General features: G+C 70.3%; 20 protein-coding genes. 9 read left to right on the forward strand and 11 right to left on the reverse strand.

Annotated elements, in window-relative coordinates:
- Positions 1 to 2 precede the first annotated feature (2 nt).
- Together upp and LH62_RS24445 are read left to right on the forward strand one after the other, a co-directional pair.
- The gene (gene upp, locus LH62_RS24440) at positions 3 to 632 is read left to right on the forward strand and encodes a uracil phosphoribosyltransferase (protein ID WP_043364705.1); all 630 of its coding nucleotides are present in this window, start codon (positions 3 to 5) and stop codon (positions 630 to 632) included.
- Positions 633 to 743: 111 nt separating this feature from the next.
- Positions 744 to 1,184 carry an NUDIX hydrolase gene (locus LH62_RS24445; RefSeq protein WP_052214875.1) on the forward strand — a complete coding sequence of 147 codons (441 nt, stop codon included), beginning with the start codon at positions 744 to 746 and terminating at the stop codon, positions 1,182 to 1,184.
- Here LH62_RS24445 and LH62_RS24450 read toward each other — a convergent pair whose 3' ends face one another.
- The 4 genes from LH62_RS24450 to LH62_RS24465 all read right to left on the reverse strand — a co-directional run bounded on the left by LH62_RS24450 (position 1,185) and on the right by LH62_RS24465 (position 5,331).
- Positions 1,185 to 1,523, reverse strand: coding sequence for a carboxymuconolactone decarboxylase family protein (locus LH62_RS24450; RefSeq protein WP_043366533.1), 339 nt, complete (start codon positions 1,521 to 1,523; stop codon positions 1,185 to 1,187).
- A gap of 88 nt (positions 1,524 to 1,611) precedes the next feature.
- Positions 1,612 to 3,966 (reverse strand): ATP-dependent Clp protease ATP-binding subunit ClpA, encoded by a 2,355-nt coding sequence (clpA, locus tag LH62_RS24455; RefSeq protein ID WP_043364706.1) that lies wholly within the window; start codon positions 3,964 to 3,966, stop codon positions 1,612 to 1,614.
- A 226-nt stretch (positions 3,967 to 4,192) separates the two neighbouring features.
- Complete coding sequence (clpS, locus tag LH62_RS24460) at positions 4,193 to 4,558, reverse strand: ATP-dependent Clp protease adapter ClpS (RefSeq protein ID WP_043364707.1); 366 nt, start codon at positions 4,556 to 4,558, stop codon at positions 4,193 to 4,195.
- 251 nt (positions 4,559 to 4,809) lie between these two features.
- Positions 4,810 to 5,331 carry a phasin family protein gene (locus tag LH62_RS24465; RefSeq protein ID WP_043364708.1) on the reverse strand — a complete coding sequence of 174 codons (522 nt, stop codon included), beginning with the start codon at positions 5,329 to 5,331 and terminating at the stop codon, positions 4,810 to 4,812.
- Positions 5,332 to 5,713: 382 nt separating this feature from the next.
- Here LH62_RS24465 and LH62_RS24470 point away from each other — a divergent pair, with 382 nt between their 5' ends.
- Positions 5,714 to 6,847: a D-alanyl-D-alanine carboxypeptidase family protein gene (locus LH62_RS24470; RefSeq protein WP_236552621.1), complete on the forward strand. Its 1,134-nt coding sequence runs from the start codon at positions 5,714 to 5,716 to the stop codon at positions 6,845 to 6,847.
- A 53-nt stretch (positions 6,848 to 6,900) separates the two neighbouring features.
- On the opposite strand, the gene LH62_RS24475 is transcribed toward LH62_RS24470, so the two are convergent.
- Genes LH62_RS24475 through LH62_RS28695 form a run of 3 tightly spaced genes read right to left on the reverse strand, consistent with a single transcriptional unit; the run spans position 6,901 to position 9,274 of the window.
- On the reverse strand, positions 6,901 to 8,007 hold the full coding sequence (locus tag LH62_RS24475; protein ID WP_043364709.1) for a DSD1 family PLP-dependent enzyme: 1,107 nt from the start codon (positions 8,005 to 8,007) through the stop codon (positions 6,901 to 6,903).
- Positions 8,007 to 8,555: a nucleotidyltransferase family protein gene (locus LH62_RS24480; protein WP_201445580.1), complete on the reverse strand. Its 549-nt coding sequence runs from the start codon at positions 8,553 to 8,555 to the stop codon at positions 8,007 to 8,009. The genes LH62_RS24475 and LH62_RS24480 overlap by 1 nt, the downstream gene beginning before the upstream one ends.
- On the reverse strand, positions 8,552 to 9,274 hold the full coding sequence (locus LH62_RS28695; RefSeq protein WP_052214877.1) for a transposase: 723 nt from the start codon (positions 9,272 to 9,274) through the stop codon (positions 8,552 to 8,554). Before LH62_RS28695 ends, LH62_RS24480 begins: the two co-directional genes overlap by 4 nt.
- A 121-nt stretch (positions 9,275 to 9,395) precedes the next feature.
- Here LH62_RS28695 and LH62_RS24490 point away from each other — a divergent pair, with 121 nt between their 5' ends.
- Entirely contained in the window at positions 9,396 to 9,869 is a 474-nt protein-coding gene (locus tag LH62_RS24490) for a GNAT family N-acetyltransferase (protein ID WP_043366539.1), read from the forward strand.
- 9 nt (positions 9,870 to 9,878) lie between these two features.
- On the opposite strand, the gene LH62_RS24495 is transcribed toward LH62_RS24490, so the two are convergent.
- The 3 genes from LH62_RS24495 to LH62_RS24505 all read right to left on the reverse strand — a co-directional run bounded on the left by LH62_RS24495 (position 9,879) and on the right by LH62_RS24505 (position 13,771).
- Positions 9,879 to 11,522: a long-chain fatty acid--CoA ligase gene (locus LH62_RS24495; protein WP_082012759.1), complete on the reverse strand. Its 1,644-nt coding sequence runs from the start codon at positions 11,520 to 11,522 to the stop codon at positions 9,879 to 9,881.
- A gap of 71 nt (positions 11,523 to 11,593) precedes the next feature.
- Positions 11,594 to 12,574: an ATP-grasp fold amidoligase family protein gene (locus LH62_RS24500; RefSeq protein WP_043364711.1), complete on the reverse strand. Its 981-nt coding sequence runs from the start codon at positions 12,572 to 12,574 to the stop codon at positions 11,594 to 11,596.
- A 231-nt stretch (positions 12,575 to 12,805) separates the two neighbouring features.
- Entirely contained in the window at positions 12,806 to 13,771 is a 966-nt protein-coding gene (locus tag LH62_RS24505) for a tripartite tricarboxylate transporter substrate binding protein (RefSeq protein ID WP_043364712.1), read from the reverse strand.
- 152 nt (positions 13,772 to 13,923) lie between these two features.
- Between LH62_RS24505 and phnD (LH62_RS24510) the strand changes: the two genes are divergently transcribed.
- The 5 genes from phnD (LH62_RS24510) to phnE (LH62_RS24530) all read left to right on the forward strand — a co-directional run bounded on the left by phnD (LH62_RS24510) (position 13,924) and on the right by phnE (LH62_RS24530) (position 18,520).
- The gene (gene phnD / locus LH62_RS24510; RefSeq protein ID WP_052214878.1) at positions 13,924 to 14,910 is read left to right on the forward strand and encodes a phosphate/phosphite/phosphonate ABC transporter substrate-binding protein; all 987 of its coding nucleotides are present in this window, start codon (positions 13,924 to 13,926) and stop codon (positions 14,908 to 14,910) included.
- A 14-nt stretch (positions 14,911 to 14,924) separates the two neighbouring features.
- A complete protein-coding gene (gene phnC, locus LH62_RS24515; protein ID WP_236552622.1) occupies positions 14,925 to 15,809 on the forward strand; it encodes a phosphonate ABC transporter ATP-binding protein in 885 nt (294 codons plus the stop codon).
- A 31-nt stretch (positions 15,810 to 15,840) separates the two neighbouring features.
- The gene (gene phnD, locus LH62_RS24520) at positions 15,841 to 16,821 is read left to right on the forward strand and encodes a phosphate/phosphite/phosphonate ABC transporter substrate-binding protein (RefSeq protein WP_052214879.1); all 981 of its coding nucleotides are present in this window, start codon (positions 15,841 to 15,843) and stop codon (positions 16,819 to 16,821) included.
- A gap of 68 nt (positions 16,822 to 16,889) precedes the next feature.
- Entirely contained in the window at positions 16,890 to 17,693 is an 804-nt protein-coding gene (gene phnE / locus LH62_RS24525) for a phosphonate ABC transporter, permease protein PhnE (RefSeq protein ID WP_255360029.1), read from the forward strand.
- On the forward strand, positions 17,690 to 18,520 hold the full coding sequence (phnE, locus tag LH62_RS24530) for a phosphonate ABC transporter, permease protein PhnE (RefSeq protein ID WP_043364715.1): 831 nt from the start codon (positions 17,690 to 17,692) through the stop codon (positions 18,518 to 18,520). Before phnE (LH62_RS24525) ends, phnE (LH62_RS24530) begins: the two co-directional genes overlap by 4 nt.
- Positions 18,521 to 18,538: 18 nt before the next feature.
- On the opposite strand, the gene LH62_RS24535 is transcribed toward phnE (LH62_RS24530), so the two are convergent.
- The gene (locus tag LH62_RS24535; RefSeq protein ID WP_043364717.1) at positions 18,539 to 19,039 is read right to left on the reverse strand and encodes a cupin domain-containing protein; all 501 of its coding nucleotides are present in this window, start codon (positions 19,037 to 19,039) and stop codon (positions 18,539 to 18,541) included.
- Positions 19,040 to 19,193: the final 154 nt, after the last annotated feature.

Consider the following 19,193-nt stretch of genomic DNA (forward strand, 5'->3'; position numbering starts at 1 on the left):
CTATGCGCCAGGTCCATGTCGTCCGCCACCCGCTGGTGCAGCACAAGCTCTCGCTGATGCGCAGCGCCGAGCGCTCCACCCAGGGCTTCCGCCGCCTGCTGAACGAGATCGGCATGCTGCTGGCCTATGAGGTGACGCGCGACCTTCCCCTCGAGGAGGTCGAGATCGAGACGCCGCTGGCGCGGATGAAGACGCCGATCCTTTCCGGCAAGAAGCTGGTCTTCGCCCCGATCCTCCGCGCAGGGATGGGCTTCGTGGACGGGATGCTGGACCTCGTCCCCTCCGCCCGCATCGCCCATATCGGCCTCTACCGCGACCCGAAGACGCTCCAGGCCGTCGAGTACTACTTCAAGGCGCCGCCCGACGTGGCCGAACGCCTGGTCGTGGTGCTCGACCCGATGCTGGCGACCGCCAACAGCGCCGTGGCCGCCGTGGATCGTTTGAAGGAGCGCGGCTGCCGCGAGCTTCGCCTGGTTTGCCTGTTGGCGGCGCCGGAGGGCATCGAGCGCTTCCACGGCGCCCATCCCGAGGTGCCGGTCTGGACGGCCGCCATCGACAGCCATCTCGACAGCCATGGCTACATCGTCCCCGGCCTCGGCGATGCCGGCGATCGCATGTTCGGGACACGTTAGCGCGAAGCATCCGGTTCCGGACCAGTCATCTGGACCAATCGGGTTCAATCTGCCATTGAGAATGCATACATAGATGCACAACCTCTTTGCGGTAGAAGTATACCCAGGACAATGCCACGCAAAGCCAAGCGCCAAACCATCCGCCGCGGTCGCCAATGCGCCGCCCTGCCCTTCCGGCAGGCGGATGGCGAAACGCAGGTGATGCTCGTTACCAGCCGCGAGACGCGGCGTTGGGTACTGCCCAAGGGCTGGACCGAGAAATGCGGCGGCGCGAAGCAGGCCGAGCGCGAAGCCTTCGAGGAAGCCGGCATCCGCGGCCGAATCACCCCCGTGCCGATCGGCGCCTACGCCTATCCGAAGCGCCTGGCGGACGGCGCCACCGTGACCTGCAAGGTGGAGGTCTTCCCCCTCGCCGTTGACGAGTTGCTGGAGGATTGGCCGGAGAAGTCGCAGCGCGAGCGCCGCTGGTTCACCCTCCCCCAGGCCGCCATGGCGGTGGATGAAGGCGGCCTCGTCACGCTGATGCTGAACCTCGCCCAGCCCGAAGCCTGATCAGCCGCCGGTTTCCTCCACCGCGTCCAGCGCGTGAAGCGCATAGGTGAAGGCAGCGCCCGCATTCAGGGCGATCGCTACGCCAAGCGCTTCGGCGATCTCAGCCTTCGTCGCCCCCGCCACCTTCGCCTTCCGCACATGCGCGTCGATGCAGCCGTCGCATCGCGTGGTGATGGCGACCGCGAGCGCGATCAGCTCCCGCGTCTTCGAATCCAGGTGCTGGGTGGTGGCGGCGCCGCGGCTGAGCGCGCCGAAGCCCTTCACCAGCTCCGGATGGAGGGCGTTCATTTCCTTGCCGCGCACCCGCTCGGCGGCGTTGTAGGCATCCCAGTCTTTGATGGCGCTCACGGCGCGTCTCCCCTGAATCGAAGCGGGCGCGGAGGTTGCCCCCGCGCCCGCCCAGTTTCCGTCAGGATGAGATGGAGCGCTACTCCACCGCCTCCGGCTCCTTCTCCGCCTCGCCGTCGCCGGGGCCTTCCTCCGGCTTCGGCAGGGCTGGCGGCGCGGCTTCCTGGTAGTCGAAGCCGAGCGTGCCGTCGCGCAGGTTCACCTTCACCGAGCCGCCCTTGGCGAGCTTGCCGAAGAGCAGCTCCTCGGCGAGCGGCTTCTTGATGTGCTCCTGGATGACGCGGGCCAGCGGCCGTGCGCCGTAGAGCGGGTCGTAGCCCTTCTCGGCCAGCCACTCCTTCGCCGCCGAGCTGAGCTCGATGGTGACGTTGCGGTCGGCGAGCTGGGCCTCCAGCTGCATCACGAACTTCTCGACCACCTGGCCGACGATCTCCTGCGTCAGCCCCGAGAAGGGCACCACCGCATCGAGCCGGTTGCGGAATTCGGGGGTGAACATCCGCTGGATGGCCTCCGTATCCTCGCCCACCCGGACGCTGCTGCCGAAGCCGATGGCGGGCTTCGCCATGTCGGCCGCGCCGGCATTGGTGGTCATGATCAGGATCACGTTGCGGAAGTCGACCGTCTTGCCGTTGTGGTCGGTCAGCTTCCCGTGGTCCATCACCTGCAACAGGATGTTGTAGAGATCCTGGTGCGCCTTCTCGATTTCATCGAGCAGCAGCACCGCATGCGGATGCTGGTCGATGCTGTCGGTCAGCAGCCCACCCTGGTCGAAGCCGACATAGCCCGGGGGCGCGCCGATGAGCCGCGAGATCGAATGCCGCTCCATGTACTCCGACATGTCGAAGCGGATCAGCTCGATGCCGAGCGTCTTGGCCAGCTGCTTCGCCACCTCGGTCTTGCCGACGCCCGTGGGGCCGGAGAAGAGGTAGTTGCCGATCGGCTTCTCCGCATCGCGCAGCCCCGCGCGGGACAGCTTGATGGCGGCCGACAGGGCCTCGATCGCCTTCTCCTGGCCGAAGACCATCGACTTCAGGTCGCGCTCGAGCGTCCTGAGCGTCTCCTTGTCGTCGTTGCTGACGGTCTTCGGTGGGATGCGGGCGATCTTCGCCACGATCTCCTCGACGTCCTTCAGCGTGACGGTCTTCTTCCGCTTGCCCTCGGGCTGCAGCATGCGGGAGGCGCCGACCTCGTCGATCACGTCGATCGCCTTGTCCGGCAGCTTCCGGTCATGGATGTACTTGGCCGAGAGCTCGACGGCGGCGCGGATGGCCTCCGGCGTGTAGCGGACCTTGTGGTGCTTCTCGTAGTTGGTCTTGAGCCCCTGGAGGATCTTGACCGCATCCTCGATGTTCGGCTCGTTGACGTCGATCTTCTGGAAGCGCCGGACGAGGGCCCGGTCCTTCTCGAAGTAGTTGCGGTACTCCTTGTAGGTGGTCGAGCCGACGCAGCGCAGCGTGCCCTGGGCGAGCGCCGGCTTCAGCAGGTTCGAGGCATCCATCGCCCCGCCCGAGGTCGCGCCCGCACCGATGACGGTGTGGATCTCGTCGATGAAGAGGATGGAGCCGGGCTGCTGCTCAAGCTCGTTGACGACGGCCTTCAGCCGCTCCTCGAAGTCGCCGCGGTAGCGGGTGCCGGCCAGCAGGCTGCCCATGTCGAGCGCGTAGATGGTCGACTTGGCAAGCACCTCGGGCACGTCGCCCTCGATGATGCGCTTCGCCAGCCCCTCGGCGATCGCCGTCTTGCCGACGCCCGGGTCACCCACATAAAGCGGGTTGTTCTTGGTGCGGCGGCAGAGGATTTGGATCGTCCGCTCGATCTCGTGGTCGCGGCCGATCAGCGGGTCGATCTTGCCCTGCTGCGCCTTCTTGTTGAGGTTGACGCAGTAGTTGGAGAGCGCGTCCTGGCCACGGCCGCCGCGCGGCTTCTCCTCCTTCTCCGGCTCCTCGGGCGCCTGGTTGGCCGTTGGCGTGCCCTGGACGGGGCGGTTGGCCGCGCGGCCGGGCGCCTTGGCGATGCCGTGGGAGATGAAGTTCACCGCATCCAGCCGCGTCATGTCCTGCAGCTGCAGGAAGTAGACGGCATGGCTTTCCCGCTCGGAGAACAGGGCGACGAGCACATTGGCCCCCGTCACCTCGTCCCGGCCGGAGGACTGGACATGGATGGCGGCGCGCTGAACCACGCGCTGGAAGCCGGCAGTCGGCTTCGGGTCGCCGGCGCGCTCCGTCACGAGGCCCGCGAGGTCCTTGTCGAGGAACTCGGTCAGGTCGCGCTTCAGCTTGTCATTGTCGACGCCGCAGGCACGCAGCACGGTGGCCGCGTCGGCGTCGTCGGTCAGGGCGAGTAGCAGATGCTCCAGGGTCGCGTATTCGTGCCGGCGCTCATTGGCCAGGCCGAGGGCGCGGTGGAGCGTCTGCTCAAGATTGCGGGACAACATGCTTAGCGACGCTCCCCGATGAAACCCAACAAGCCTGGAACATCCGGGCCTGCGGGTGGGTTTCCGCTCAACTCTGCGCCGGTCCGAAAACCGGCGATGGGCGTAGTCATGATCTGGGTCGTCCGGCCAGTCCGGACGAGCCCGCCATTCGGCGGGGTGGCAGGCTGGTGACGGCAACGCAGGATGCCATCACCCGATGCCGCGTCGAAACGGCACCTTTGCGCGATCATTCCTTTTCGATCGTGCACTGCAAGGGGTGCTGGTTCTGCCGAGCGAGGTCCATCACCTGGGTGACCTTGGTTTCGGCGACCTCATATGTATAGACGCCGCAGACGCCGACGCCGCGCCGGTGGACGTGGAGCATGATCCGCGTCGCCTCCTCCCGGTTCTTCTGGAAGAAGCGTTCGAGGACATGGACGACGAATTCCATCGGCGTGTAGTCGTCGTTCAGCATCAAGACCTTGTACATGGCCGGCTTCTTGGTGCGCGGCCGGGTCTTCACGACGACGCCGGTGTTCGGCGTGGTGTCCCCGGGGGTGTTGTTGCCGGGCGGGGTGGCCCCTTCGATCAACGGCTTGTCCTGAGCGATCATGGGCTTCCTGGTGGTCAGGCCTCGCCTGCCTTCGGGCATCCGGGCCGACCGGGCAACCGGCCCGGCCTGCTGGACAGGATATCGCCCCGGATGGCGCCAGGTGAAGGGCCAACCGGGGCTCGGGCCCAGGATATGGTCAGCCGGGCCCAGGGAAAAAGCCCTGAAACGTGAAGGGCCCGGCCCGGCACCCCCGCAGAGGGGATGCCGGGGCCGGGCCCCGAGACCGTCCGGCCCCGAAGGGCCGGGCGCGATCAGGCCGCGATCGGCTTCGACATCGTCTCGACCGCAACCTGCATGCGGGCGGTCAGCGGCGCGAAGGTGGCCTCGGCCAGCTTCAGCGAGGCCTCCTGCAGCTTCGTGGTCTCGGCCACGGCCTTCTCCATGGCGGTGCGGGCGAAGGAGGTCTGGATCTCGGTCGCCTCCTTCAGGCTCTTCACCGTGGCGAGCGCGCGGGCGCTGGCGATGGCGTGCTCGCTGAAGCCCTGCATCATGGCGAGGGTCTGCTTGGAAAGGTCCTGTACGCCGGTCATGTAGACCTGCGCGGCCTTCGCCATCGCCTCGGCATTGCCGCGGCTGAACTCGGTCGCCTGCTCGGCGGCCTTCATCATGCCCTCGGTGGCCTTCGTTGCCTGCTCCATGGTCTTCTCCATCGTCGCTTGCGCCGGAGCGGCGCTGTCTTGAACAATCCTCTGGGCCTTCGCGGGGCCGGTCGCGGCCGCCTCGTTCACCAGCTTCTTCACGTCGGCCAGCTTGGCCTCGGAAACAACCGCCATCGCCTTGCTCCTCAACGGGTAAGGGCGCAGCCCGTGTCACGGGCAGCGTGAGGACCACGCCATTTGCTGCACTGCAACATAAGCGTATGTAGAGCGGTGCCGACGGCTTTAGCAAGATTTTTTTGCGCTGCAACATCACGCTTTCACGACCTAATTTCAGCGCGGCGAGGTCAGCCCGGCGGCCGGGTCGCGGGATTTTCGTAAAGAAATCAGAACAATAGTGTTAACCCTCTGCTTTTTCGGGGTTCTTATTCCATTCCGGTGGACAGAGAGCCTTACAGAGGCGTAGCTTATGCTCGATTCGTAGGTCAGCCGGGGGGCATGGGCCGCGCATCGGGGGATTGGTATGTTGGGGACCTGCGCATCGCGCTTCGGGGCCGTCATGGCCCTTGCCGTCACGTGTGGCACCGCCACAACCCTTCCAGCCCAGGCGCAGATCGGCAGCGAGCGGTACGCCGCCATCGTCACCGATGCCCGCTCCGGCAATGTGCTGATCGCCGCCAGCCCGGACGAGCAGCGCTACCCCGCCTCGCTCACCAAGATGATGACCGTCTACCTCGCCTTCGAGGCGCTGCGCGACGGCCGCGTCACCCTCGACACCCCGATCCGCGTCTCGGGCAACTCGGCCTCCATGGCGCCGTCGCGGCTGGGCCTCACCTCGGGGATGACGCTGACGGTGGAGGAGGCGATCCTCGCCCTGGTCACCAAGTCGGCCAATGACGCGGCCTCGGCGCTCGGCGAGTTCCTCGGCGGCGGGAGCGAGGACCGCTTCGCCCAGATCATGACGATGAAGGCCCGAGCGTTGGGGATGACCCGCACCACCTTCCGCAACGCATCCGGCCTTCCCGATCTCGACCAGGTGACGACGGCGCGCGACATGGCGCTGCTCGGCCGCCGGCTGATGATCGACTTCCCGGAGCGTTACAGCTTCTTCTCGACACCGCATTTCGTCTTCCGTGGCCGGACCCATTGGAACCACAACCGCCTGCTCCAGGAGTACGACGGGGCGGACGGCATCAAGACCGGCTACGTCAACGACAGCGGCTTCAACCTCGTCGCCAGCGCCCAGCGGGACGGGGTGCGGCTGATCGCGGCCGTCTTCGGCGGGCAGACGGGCCGGGAGCGGGACCGGCACATGATGGCCCTGCTCGATCAGGGCTTCGGGCAGATGGGCGTTGCCGTCGCGGCACGGCGGGCGCCGACCTTCCTGGCCGCGGCCCAGGCGACCTCGCTGCGCGGACGACATGTGCTTGCGGCGGCCCATGCAGCGCCGCTGCGGGCCGCGCGACGGACAGCCGTCGCGGCGGCGGCGGCCAAGCCGGAGGTCCGCCCGGCGCGGGCGGCGATGTCCGCAGCAAGGCCGTCGCTGCTGCGAACCGTCGGCACGCGGACGACGCTGCGACCGGCGGCGCGGATCGAACAGGGCGACAGCGACGGCCGGGCAGTGGTGCGGCCGATGGCGCGCCCGGCCAAGGCGGCGGCGCCGGCGGCGCGACCGCATCGCCGGACGCGCTGAACAGGGCGCGAGGTGTGATCCGCGGTCGCCGGGCCGCTGATCACGCCTAGGTCTTAGGCCATCGCCCCACGCGAGGCGACCGGCCAGAGGCATTCCACCCGGCCTCCCCGCACGCCGACATACCAGTCGTAGCGGTCGATCGTCGGGTCGCAATGGCCGGGGATGAGGCGCAGCTTCTCCCCGAGCGCTGGCGGGGCGCCGTCCTCCACCAGCAGCTTGCCGTGCTCATCCGAGGCGCCAGCGTAGCGAAGGCCGGGGCGGCCCTGCACGAGCGGCAGGCCGCTGTCGATCGCCACCGCCTTGTGCCCGGCATCGAGCACGGCGACGCCGGGGATGGCGCGGCTCATCACCGTCGACAGCACGAAGAGGGCGTGGCGGAAGGGCGGCGGCTCGGCGTTGCGGGCGTAGTCGGCATCCATGAAGGCGTAGGAGCCGGCCTGGATCTCGGTATAGACGCCGCTCGCCAGCTCATGGCCGAAGGTGCCGGTGCCGCCGCCGCCGACGATGGCGCAGTCGAGGCCCTGCTGGCGCAGCTGCTCGACGCTGCGGCGGGTGAGGTCCACCGCATGGGCGATGGCGGCGGCGCGGGCCTCCGGGGCGCGGATGTGCTGGGCGCTGCCGTGATAGCTCTGCAGGCCGCCGAAGATCAGGTGGGGGCTCTCCGCGATGCGCCGGGCGAGGGCCACGGTGGGCGGGCCGGCCTCGACGCCGCAGCGGGAGGCGCCGCAATCGATCTCGACCAGGGCGGTGATGCGGGTGCCGGCCGCCGCGGCGGCGGCTTCCAGGCTGTCGACCTGCTCCGGCCCGTCGACGCAGATGGCGACCTGGCTGATGCGCTGGAGGGCGGCGAGGCGGGCGAGCTTGCGGTGGCCGACCACCTGGTTGCTCACCAGGATGTCGGGGATGCCGCCCCAGGCCAGGATCTCGGCCTCGGCGACCTTCTGGACGCATTGGCCGACGGCGCCGCGCTGCATCTGCAGACGGGCGATCACCGGCGACTTGTGGGTCTTGGCATGGGCGCGGAGCTTCACGCCGGTGCCTTCCAGCAGGCCGGCCATGCGGTCGAGATTGGCCTCGAAGGCGTCGAGGTCGAGCACCAGGGCGGGCGTGTCGATCTCCTGCTCGTGCATGCCGGGTTCGGCGGGCGGGGGTTGCAGCATCACGGGTGGCTCCGGTTGATCGGGGCCATGGTCAGGCGGGGCCAGCGGCGCGTCCAGCCCTTGGCGGCGGCGCGAGCCGCCATCGCCGCCACCTTGCTGGGCGAGGTCGGGCGGAGGATGAGGCCGAGCAGGTCCGCGGTGCCGGGCGGGGCGATGGTCTCGACCCCGTTCGCGGTCCAGCGGGCGGCGATGGCGGTCGCGGTCTCCGGCCAGTGAGCGATGGCATCCAGCGTCGAGACATAGGGGGCGTCGCCGTTGCGGGCGGCCATGCGGGCCTGGTTGTGGACCGACCAGGGGAGGCCGGGGTGGAGGGCGTGGAGGCGGGCCTCGATGGCGGCATCGGCCTCGGGCGTGGCGCGGGCGGGGTCGAACCAGACGACGTCGATGTCCTCCGGCGGGTTGCTACCGGGGGCGAAGCCGGACAGCGCGTCCCAGGCCGGGTTGCGCAACGCGCCGGCGCCGATCCAGGCATCGGGGAGGCCGAGGCTGGCGAGGCTGCCGAGCGCGGCCGCCAGGCCGGCGCGGTCGACGATATCGCCGAGGGTCATGCCGGCTCCATCCATCGCGGGATGCGGGCGCGGCCTGCGACGAAGCGGTGCATCGAGTGCAGCGTGCGCCAGAGCTGCCTGGGCGGGTGCCAGGGGCGCTCCAGCATGGACTGGGCGAAGCGGGTGAAGACGGGTTGGTAGGTTTCGGACAAATCCGGGTCGGGGAGGAACTGCGACGGCGCAGGCAGCGCGGAGAACAGCTTCAGGCGGCGGGCGAGGACGATGGCGTGGAGATTGCCGCAAAGGCGGATGGCGCGGCGGAAGGCGCAGATGCGGTGCGCCAGGGTTGCGAGGCGCCGCGGGTGCATGGCCAGCGCCACGAGCAGGCGGGGCCAGAGGCCGGCGCGGGCCCAGCGGCGGTAGGAGCGCGAGACGGTGTCCGGCTTGCCGTGCCCGGGCGGCAGCAGGCGCCAGGGCGCGCGGCCGCCCTGGTGCTTGGTGGTGGCCCAGCGGAAGATGGCGTCGAGCCGGGCGCGCGGGGTGCCGTCGAGCGGCCGGCCGCGCTCGTGCAGTCCGCCGCAGCCCATGGCGGCCATGAGCGGTTCCATCTCGGCCCATTCGCGGTCGGTCATGGGCGCCCAGGGTCGGGGCGGCGTCAGGCAGGTGAGCGGGTCGAGGTAGATGCGGCGGAGGATGTCGTGCCGCGCGAGGAAGTCGGCAGGGAAGAGGCCGGCGGGGATGGGGTCGGGGCGGCGCGGCTTGCGGCGGTGGAGGGGCATGGCGGGCGGCTCCCGGCGGGGAATCGGAACATAACAGGAACGTAGTGGAAAGGCAAGTCCGGCGGGCTTCCCTGGCGCCGCGGCACCGGCATACTCCGCGACGGGATCGATGCAGGTGCACATGCTGGACATCCGCGAAGACGACCTCTCGGGCGAGCCGACCCGGCGGCTACTGGCCCTTCATCTGGCAGGGATGCACGCCAATTCGCCGCCCGGAAGCGTCCATGCCCTCGACCTGTCGGGGCTGACGGCGCCGGGGATGACGGTCTGGTCGGCCTGGGAGGGGGGCGAAATCGCCGGAATCGGCGCGCTCAAGTCGCTCGGCGACGGCACGGGCGAGGTGAAGTCCATGCGGACGCATCCCGACCATCTCCGCAAGGGCGTGGCGGCGGCGCTGCTGGAGCGCATCATCGCCGAGGCGCGGGCGCGCGGGCTCGCGCGGCTCAGCCTGGAGACGGGGAGCGGTCCGGCCTTCGAGCCGGCGCTCGCCCTGTACCGGCGGCGCGGCTTCCGGGATGGCGGGGCCTTCGGCGCCTATCAGGCGAGCCCGTTCAACCAGTTCCTGCACATGGAGATGCGGCGGGAGGGAGCGTGACCCCTCCCCTCACCCGGCGCGGCGGGCGTCCTTGTAGCGGGTCTTGAGGTCGGCCTTCCACAGCTTGCCCGTCGCGGTGTGGGGCAGGCTGTCGACGAACTCCACCGCGTCCGGGATCCACCACTTCGCCACCTTGCCGTCGTAGAAGGCGAGAATCTCCTCGGCTGTCGGGGCGGCGCCGGGCTTGGGCTGGACGAGCAGCAGGGGGCGCTCGTCCCATTTCGGGTGGGCCATGGCGATCACCGCCGCCTCCTGCACCGCGGGGTGGCCCATGATGAGGTTTTCGAGGGTGATGGAGCTGATCCACTCGCCACCCGACTTGATGACGTCCTTGGCGCGGTCGACGATCTCGATGCAGCCCAACTCATCCACCGTCACCACGTCGCCGGTGCGGAACCAGCCATCCTCGGTGAAGGCGGCGTCGCCGGGCCGGTTGAAGTACTGGCCAGCGACCCAGGGGCCGCGGACCTCCAGCTCGCCGAAGGCCACGCCGTCAGGGGCGACTTCCTGGCCGTTGCCGTCGCGGACGCGGAGCTCGATGCCGAAGAGCGGGCGGCCCTGCTTGCGGGCGTAGTCGAGGAAGCGGTCGGCGTCCCAGTCCGCGTTCTCGGGCTTGCGGGCATTGGTGGTGCCGAGGGGGCTCGTCTCGGTCATGCCCCAGGCGTGGAGGATGGGGACGCCGTATTCCTTCAGGAAGCCGGCGTTGATGGCGGTCGGCAGGGCGGTGCCGCCGACGACGAGGCGCGGCGGATTGGCGAAGCGGCGGGCGGGGTCGGCGCGGAGCCAGTTCAGCAGCGCGGTCCAGATCGTGGGGACGCCGGCGGAGAAGGTGACGCCTTCCTCCTCGATGAGGCGGTGGAGGCTGGCGGGATCGAGCTTGGGCCCCGGCAGGACGAGGGAGGCGCCGGCGGCGGCGCTGGAATAGGGGATGCCCCAGGCATTGACGTGGAACATCGGCACGACGGGCATCACCACGTCCTGCGCACCGATGTTGAAGCAGTCCTTCTGCAGGGTGCTGATGGCGTGGATCACCGTCGAGCGGTGGGAGTAGAGCACGCCCTTCGGCTCGCCCGTGGTGCCGGAGGTGTAGCAGAGCGAGGAGGCGCTGCGCTCGTCGAGCTCGGGCCAGGGGAAGCTGGTGGGCTGGCCGGCGATCAGGCTTTCCTGCGCCACCAGCTCGCAGCGGCCGCGGAGCGGGCATTCGGCGGGGAGGTCGGCCTCGGTCCCCATGACGATGACGGTGCGGAGGCTGGCGGGGAGCTTGTCGGCCAGGGCCTCGGCGCCGGCGAGGAGGGTCGGGTCCACCAGGAGGTGGGTGTCCTCGGCATCGGCGAGGATGAAGGCGATCTGGCCGGGGAAGAGGCGCGGGTTCACCGTGTGGAGGACGGCCCCCATGGCGGAGATGGCGTAGTAGGCCTCGAGGTGGCGGTGCTCGTTCCAGGCCAGCGTCGCGATGCGGTCGCCGCGCTTGACGCCGCGGGCCGCGAGGGCATGGGCAAGCTGGGCGGCGCGGGCGGCGATCTCGGGCCAGGTGTGGCGGACGAGGGTGCCGTCGGGGCGGGCGGAGACGACCTTGGCGCCGGCATGGTTGCGGGCGGCGTGCTCCAGCAGGCTCGAGATCAGCAGCGGTCGGTCCTGCATCAGGCCCAGCATCGTGGATGTCTCCCCTTGGTTGCTTGAGAGAGACTATCGACGGTGCCGGCGCCCCGGTGCAAGCCGCGGGTTCAGATGCGGCCGGACCACATGTCGCCCATGAAGCGGTCCTGGACCATGCTCGGGAAGCGGATGCAGGCGCTGGCGGGGTAGTGGGTCAGCTCGCCGAACCAGGGCTTGCCGCCGGCGAGGTAGAGGTCGACGCGGACGAAGTCGAAATCCTCGCCGAGGCGGGAGGCGATGGCGGCCAGCTGCCGGGCCTCCGGCGGCGGGGTGTAGGGGACGGGGCCGCGCCAGCCGCCGCCCATGAAGGGCAGCGGGCGGAGGTCGTCCGGCGTGTAGAAGCGGTAGCCGTACTGCTCCGTGCCGCGGTCGAGATGGATGGAGAGCAGCCGGGCGCGGCCGCGGAAGACGTAGAATTTGAAGTCCTCGGGCACGCCGCTCGGGCGGTCGCCGGCGATGAGGGATTCGGCCAGCAGGCGGTGGGGGAGCTTGTAGTAGCCCCACTCCCCGGTGCGCTGGTAGTGATCCTCGGCGAGCCAGGCATTGGCCTGGTGGACGGCGGTGGCGCGGTCGAGCCGGGCCTTGTCGCGGACCAGCAGGTTCATCTGCCAGCCATGCGCGGCCTTCAGCGCGAACTGGTCGGGGAGGTCGTCCCAGGCGATGTCCTCGGCGCGGTCCCAGATGCCGTGGAGGGGGATCAGCAGGTCCGCGCCGCCCTTCGAAGCGACGTAGTCGCGGGCGGTGACCTTGTCCGTCGTGAGCGGGATCAGCGGGCTACGGTCGTTGAGGATTTTCCAGGCGACGTGCTCGTTGAAGGTGCGGGGGTGGCGGAGGTTGGGGGTGTAGCCGAGCGCGGCCTCCATGCGGCGGGCCAAACGCCGGGCAGCGCGGGGGCGGTCGAGGAAAGGCAGCGCATCGGCCGCACGGCGAAGGGAGGCGGGAATGGTGTGACGCAATCCTTCGACGGCGGCGCGGGCGGGGGCAGCGACATCCGCCGGACCGAGCGGGGGCTCGGCCTGGAGTCCGGCGGGATGGAGGATGGCGGACATGGACGCACCTCGGTTCTTGCCGGACCTTAATCATGGGGGGACGGGCCGGGCAGTCTCTTTGATTGGAAATGTCCTGGATTTTATCGCCACTACAAAGCTGACATGTCTTCAACCTCCGTTACCCCGTGTTTCAATCTGGTTGGCGCTGGGGCCTTGCGGGCCGGCCAGAGCGTCCGCTGTTGCTTTGTCGAATAGTTCCGGAATTACATGGTTGCAACTCCTGCATTCGCATTAATCCGGCTTGATATCGGCTTCGCGGATGAGGCGGCCCCAAAGGGCTGTCTCGCGGGCGAGCAGGTCGGTCAGCGCCACCGCGTCGCCGGTGGTCAGCGCCACGCCCTGCTGGGCAAGGCGGGCGCGGAGGTCGGCATCCTCGGTCGCGGCGCGGAGGGCGGTGCCGAGGCGGGCGAGGATCGGCGCCGGCGTGCCGGCGGGCGCGAAGAGGCCCTGCCAGAACACGGCGTCGAAGCCGGGGAGCGTGTCGGCGACGGGCGGGATCTCCGGCAGCAGCGGCTCGCGGGCGGCGGATGAGATGGCGAGGCCGCGGGTGGCGCCCTCCTGCAGGGCGGGCAGGGCTTCGAGCACGGCCTGGAACATCGCCCCGATGCGGCCGGCGCGAAGGTCGATCAGCGCCGGAGCGCCGCCGCGATAGGGCACATGCGTCACCTCGATGCCGGCGCGCTGGGCGAAGAGGGCGAGCGACAGGTGGTTCACCGCGCCGGTGCCGCTGCTGCCGAAGTTCAGCCGGCCCGGATTGGCGCGGCACCAGGCGATCAGCTCCGCGGTGGTCTTCACCGGCAGGCTGGGGTGGATGTGGAGGACGAAGGCGCTGCGGAAGACCATGCCGACCGGCGCCAGTTCCCGCATCGGCTCGCGCGGGGTGAGGTTGGGCTGGAGGCCCGGGTTGATGGCAAGCGAGGAGGTGCCCATCAGCAGGGTGTGGCCGTCCGGCCGGGCCTGGGCGGCCGCCGTGTTGGCAACGGCGGTGGCGCCGCCGACGCGGTTCTCGACCACGACGGGGACGCCGAGTTCGCGGGACATCCGCTCGACGACGGCGCGGGAGGTGACGTCGGTGAGGCCGCCCGGGGCGTAGCCGGAATAGACGGCGATGGGACGGGCGGGGAAGGATTCCTGGGCGCGCGCCAGGCGCGGGGCGAGCAGCAGGGGCAGGGCCAGCAGGGCGCGGCGATCAGGCATCGGCTTCCTTCCTCGGGTTGCGCGGAGGCTGCGGCGGCGGGGCCGCGCTGGCAAGGGACCCGGCAAGGGACATGGGGATGTCATCGTTCCATCATCAGTCCGTCACGGGATATTGGTAGAGGCCCGGCCAATCCGAATGGGAGAGGCCCCCGATGCTCGCTCGCCGCCATCTTGCCGGCCTCCTGGCCGGCGCCGTGCTGTTGCCTGCCGCCGCCCGCGCGGCGCGCCGCACCCTCGATTCCGGCGTGGCGATGCCGCAGGCGGGCGAGCGCGCCTGGAAGGCGCAGGTGCCGATGCTGCGAATCGGCCTGCTCGGCGGCGAGAACGAGAGCGACCGGATGGGGCGGTTCGGCGCCTACCAGAAGCTGCTGGAGGAGACCTTCAAGCTCCCGGTGCGGCTGTTCCCGGCCTCCGACTATGCGGGCGTGCTGCAGGCCTTCAGCGCGGGGCAGATCGAGATGGCCTCGATGGGCCCCTCCGGCTATGCGGGCGCCTGGCTCGACACCAATGGCGGCGTCGAGCCACTGCTGGTGCCCGAGGAGAAGGACGGCTCCATCTCCTATGTCTCGGTGCTGGTGGTGCGTGCCGACAGCGGCATCACCTCGCTCGAGCAGATGCGCGGCAAGTCGCTGGCCTGGGCGGACCCGAACTCCACCTCGGGCTACCTCATCCCGCGCTTCGCGCTCCGGAAGGCGGGGATCGGCGTCGAGAGCGGGCAGTATTTCAGCCGCACCGGCTTCGCCGGCGGGCACGAGCAGGGTGTCGTCGCCGTGCAGCAGAAGCAGTACGACGGGGCGATGACCTGGGCCTCCGGCCAGGGCGACCCGGCGCAGGGCTATTCCCGCGGCAACCTGCGGGCGATGGTGGAGAAGGGCATGCTGAACATGTCCGATCTCCGCATCATCTGGACCTCGGAGCCGATCATCAACGGTCCGCTTACCGTCCGCACCACGCTGCCGGCGGAGTTTAAGGAGGACATGAAGGCCTTCCACCTGGCGCTGCCGACGAGCAACCCGCAGGTCTACGAGCAGATCGAGCGTGGCGGCGGCACCGGCTACCGCGAGGTGACGCACGCGCAGTTCCAGTTCCTCGTCGAGATGCGGCGGGAGGAGGCGAACGAGCGCCGGCGGCGGTCCTGACCGGAGGGGCGGTCGTGGGGTTGCGGCAAGTGGCGGCGCTGGAACAGGATGTCGCGGCCTGGATGGGTGCGCGCGGCATGCTGGAACTGAGGGGGCTGACCCGGCGCTTCGGCGCGACGGTCGCCGTCGACCATGTGGACCTCGATGTGCCCGCCGGGCAGATGGTCGGCATCATCGGGCGGTCGGGCGCGGGCAAGTCCACCCTGCTGCGGATGATCAACCGGCTCGAGACGCCCTCCTCGGGGCAGATCCTTTCGGGCGGACGGGACGTGACGGCGCTCGAGGGGCGGGGCCTGCGCGAATGGCGGCGCGACTGCGCCATGGTCTTCCAGCAATTCAACCTCGTCCAAAGGCTCGACGTGCTGACCAACGTGCTGATCGGGCGGCTCGCCTGGCAGCGCGGCTGGCGCTCGCTGATGGTGCTGGTGGGGGCGCGCTTCACCGCGGAGGAGCGGGCGATGGCGCTGGCGGCGCTCGACCGCTTCGGCCTGGCCGAGACGGCGCTGCAGCGGGCTGAGACGCTTTCGGGCGGGCAGCAGCAGCGCGTCGCGCTGTGCCGGGCGCTGTTGCAGCAGCCGCGGCTGGTGCTGGCCGACGAGCCGATCGCCTCGCTCGACCCGCGCAACGCGCAGCTGGTGATGGATGCGCTGCGCGACGTGAACCGCCGCGACGGGCTGACGGTGCTGGTCAACCTGCACCATCTCGACACGGCGCGGCAGTATTGCGACCGGATTGTCGCGATGCAGGCGGGCAAGGTCGTCTTCGACGGGACGCCGGCGGCGCTCACGCCCGAGCGGGTGCGGGCGGTCTACGGCATCACCGAGCAGGAATTCGCCGCCGAGGCGGAGGCGCGGCGGCGGGCCGCCGAGCCTGCCCCGGCCACCCTGGCGGTGGCATAGTCCGGGGTTCGACCCTGGACGGAGCACCCCGATGCCGACGCGACGCGCTGCCCTGGCCGGCCTGCTGGCCCTCCCGCTGCTCCCCTGCCCTGCCCTGGCGCAGCGGCGCTCGGTGGATGCGGGGATCGAATTCCCCAACGCCGGGGCGCGGGCCTGGAAGGCGCAGCTGCCGCAGCTCCGCGTCGGGCTGCTCGGCGGCGAGAACGAGGCGGACCGGCTGGGGCGGTTCGACGCCTACAGCGCGTTGCTGGAGCGGACCTTCGAGCTTCCGGTGCGGCTGTTCCCGGCCAGCGACTATGCGGGGGTGATCCAGGCCTTCGGCGCGAAACAGCTCGACATCGCCAACATGTCGCCAGCGGCCTATGCCGGAGCCTGGCTCGACACCAATGGCGGCGTCGAGCCGCTGGTGACGACGGAGGAGGCGGACGGCTCCGTCTCCTATGTCGCGGTGATGCTGGTGCGGGCGGATAGCGGCATCGCCTCCATCGAGGGGATGCGGGGCAAGGCGATGGCCTGGTCGGACCCCAATTCCGCCAGCGGCTACCTGATCCCGCGCTTCTCGCTCCGGCGGCAGGGGATCAACCCGGAGCAGTTCTTCGGGCGGACGGGCTTTGCCGGCGGGCATGAGCAGGCAGTCGTCGCCGTGTTGCAGCGGCAATACGACGCCGCCGTCACCTGGGCGAGCGGCCAGGGCGACGAGGCGCAGGGCTTCACCCGCGGGGCGCTGCGCGCGATGGTCGAGAAGGGGCTGGTCGACATGCGGCAGCTCCGGGTGATCTGGCGCTCCGAGCCGATCATCAACGGGCCGCAGACGGTGCGGAGCGAGCTGCCGGCGGCCTTCAAGGAGGACATGAGGCTCTTCCACCTGGCGCTGCCGAAGGCCCATCCGGACATCTACCGCCAGATCGAGCGCGGCGGCGGGGCGGGCTACCGCGAGGTCTCGGCCGCCGACTACCAGTTCATGATCGACATGCGGCGGCAGGAGGCGGCGGAACGCCGGCGACGCAACTGAGCACTTCCGTCATCCATCAGGGCGATGCCGCCTATCGCGCGGCGCGGCGGCAGAAGTGGCGGGCGACGCTGCTCGGCCTCGTCATCCTCGCCCTTTGCCTTCTGGCCTCGGCGCGGATCAGCGAGGCCTATCCGGCGACGCTGCTCGCGGGGCTGCCGCGCATCGGCGAGTACTTCTCGCGCATCACGCCGGCGCTGCGCTGGGACGCGCTGCTGGCCGGGGTGGAAATGGAGGGCAGCCTCGCCTTCTGGATGTACCGGCTGGACAGCTGGGCCTGGCTGCTCTTCGAGACGGCCAACATGGCGGCGCTGGCGACCCTGGCGGGGGCCGGGGCGGCGCTGCTGCTGGCCTTCCCGGCGGCGCGCAACCTCGGCGCCGGGCGGGTGCTGAACCCGCTGGCGCGGCGGCTGCTGGAGGCGATGCGGACGGTGCCCGAGATCGTCTTCGCGCTGATCTTCGTCTGGGCCTTCGGCGTCGGGCCGCTGGCGGGCATCCTCGCCATCGCGGTGCACACGGCCGGCGCCTGCGGCAAGCTCTTCGCCGAAAGCATCGAGAATACCGGGCTCGGCGCCTGGGCCGGCGTGCGCTCGGCAGGCGGCAGCTGGACGCAGGCCTGCCGCTTCGCCATCCTGCCGCAGGTGGCGCCGAGCCTGCTGTCCTATGCCCTGCTCCGCTTCGAGATCAACCTGCGCTCGGCGAGCGTCATCGGCTTCGTCGGCGCGGGCGGCATCGGCGAGGAACTCTACAAGGTGATCGCCTTCAACTACTACGAGGAGATCAGCGCCATCCTGCTGCTGGTCATCCTCGCCGTCTTCGCCATCGACCTGCTCTCGGAGCGGCTGCGGCACCGCGTGATTGGGGGGATGCAATGAGCGCGGCACCGGATGTGGCGGCCTGGCGGGCGCGGATGCCGGGCGCCTTCGGCGGCGGCCCGCGCGGGCGGGTGCTGGCGGGGCTCGGCTGGCTGGGCTTCCTGCTCTGGCTCGGCTGGGCGCTCTGGCATTTCGACGTCTCGCCGCAGCGGCTGTGGAACGGGCTCGCGGGGCTGGCGACGATCCTCCGGCTGATGGTGCCGCCCTCGCCGGGCGAGTTGTGGGTGGACATCCTCCAGGGCCTCGCCGAGAGCGTCGCCATGGCCTTCCTCGGCACCTTCATCGCGGCGGTGATCGCCGTGCCGCTCGGCTTCCTCGGCGCGGGGAATGTCGTCACCAACACGCTGTTCCGCTTCTCGCTGCGGCGGGTCTTCGACGGGTTCCGCGGCATCGACCAGCTGATCTGGGCGCTGGCCTTCGTGCGCGCGGTGGGGCTCGGGCCGCTGGCCGGGGTGCTGGCGATCGCCACGGCGGATGTCGCGGTGCTGGCGAAGCTGAATGCCGAGGCGATCGAGAATGCCGAGCGGCGGCAGGTGGAGGGCATCACCGCGGCGGGCGGCGGCTTCCTGGCGCGGCTGCGCTTCGGCGTGCTGCCGCAGGTGCTGCCGGTGATGCTGGCCCAGGCGCTCTACTTCTTCGAGAGCAACACGCGCTCGGCGGCGATCCTCGGCGTGGTGGGCGCGGGCGGGATCGGGCTGCAGATCTCGGAGCGCATCCGCGTCAGGCACTGGGACGAGGTCGCCTTCATCATCCTGCTGATGGTGGCGACCGTCGCGGCGATCGACTGGCTCTCGGCGCGGCTCAGGCGGCGGCTGATCGGCGGCTGAGCCGCGCCGGGGCCGGCGCTACTGGTTGCGCGGGTCGTCGGCGGGGTTCACGTAGCGGATGCCCTGCGGCCCCATGCCGTGGAGCTGGAGCTCGGTATCCTCGGTGAACCAGGCGTAGTGGGTCATCCCCTTCGCCACGAAGGAATAGCCGCCGGCGGCCACCCGCTCGCCCTTCGCCTCGTCCAGCCGGTCACCGGTCCCGATGTTGAAGCTGCCGGAGAGGACGGTGACGTTCTCGTCGTTCGGATGGGTATGGGCGGCGATACGGAAGCCGGCGGGCACGCGCAGGCGGACGACATACATGCCCTCCTTCGATGGGTCGCCGTGCAGCACGGCGAGCTGGGCGCCGCGGGCATAGGCGGCCGGCGCCGACCAGCGGAGCGCATTGGGCTGCACCGTGGCGTGCGGCCCATGGCCGTGCGCGCCTTGCGCTGTGCCTGGCCCCCCGCCCTGGGCCCGGGCGGCGAGCGGCGCCACCGCGGCGGCCAGCGCGGCGGCTGCAAATTCGCGTTTCCTCATCGCTTGTCCTCCCCGTGGTCGTGATCGGGCCGGGGGCAGCCGGCCTCCCGCCGGCGTTGCCCCGCGACGGGTTGCAATTAGACAATCCGCCGGCGAAGGCGAATGACCGGCCGGCCGGATGATCTAGCCGGGCGTCCGGCAGGACGAGGGAGCC

This window comes from Belnapia sp. F-4-1 (genome assembly GCF_000802185.1).
In the GTDB taxonomy this organism is placed as follows: Bacteria; Pseudomonadota; Alphaproteobacteria; order Acetobacterales; family Acetobacteraceae; genus Belnapia.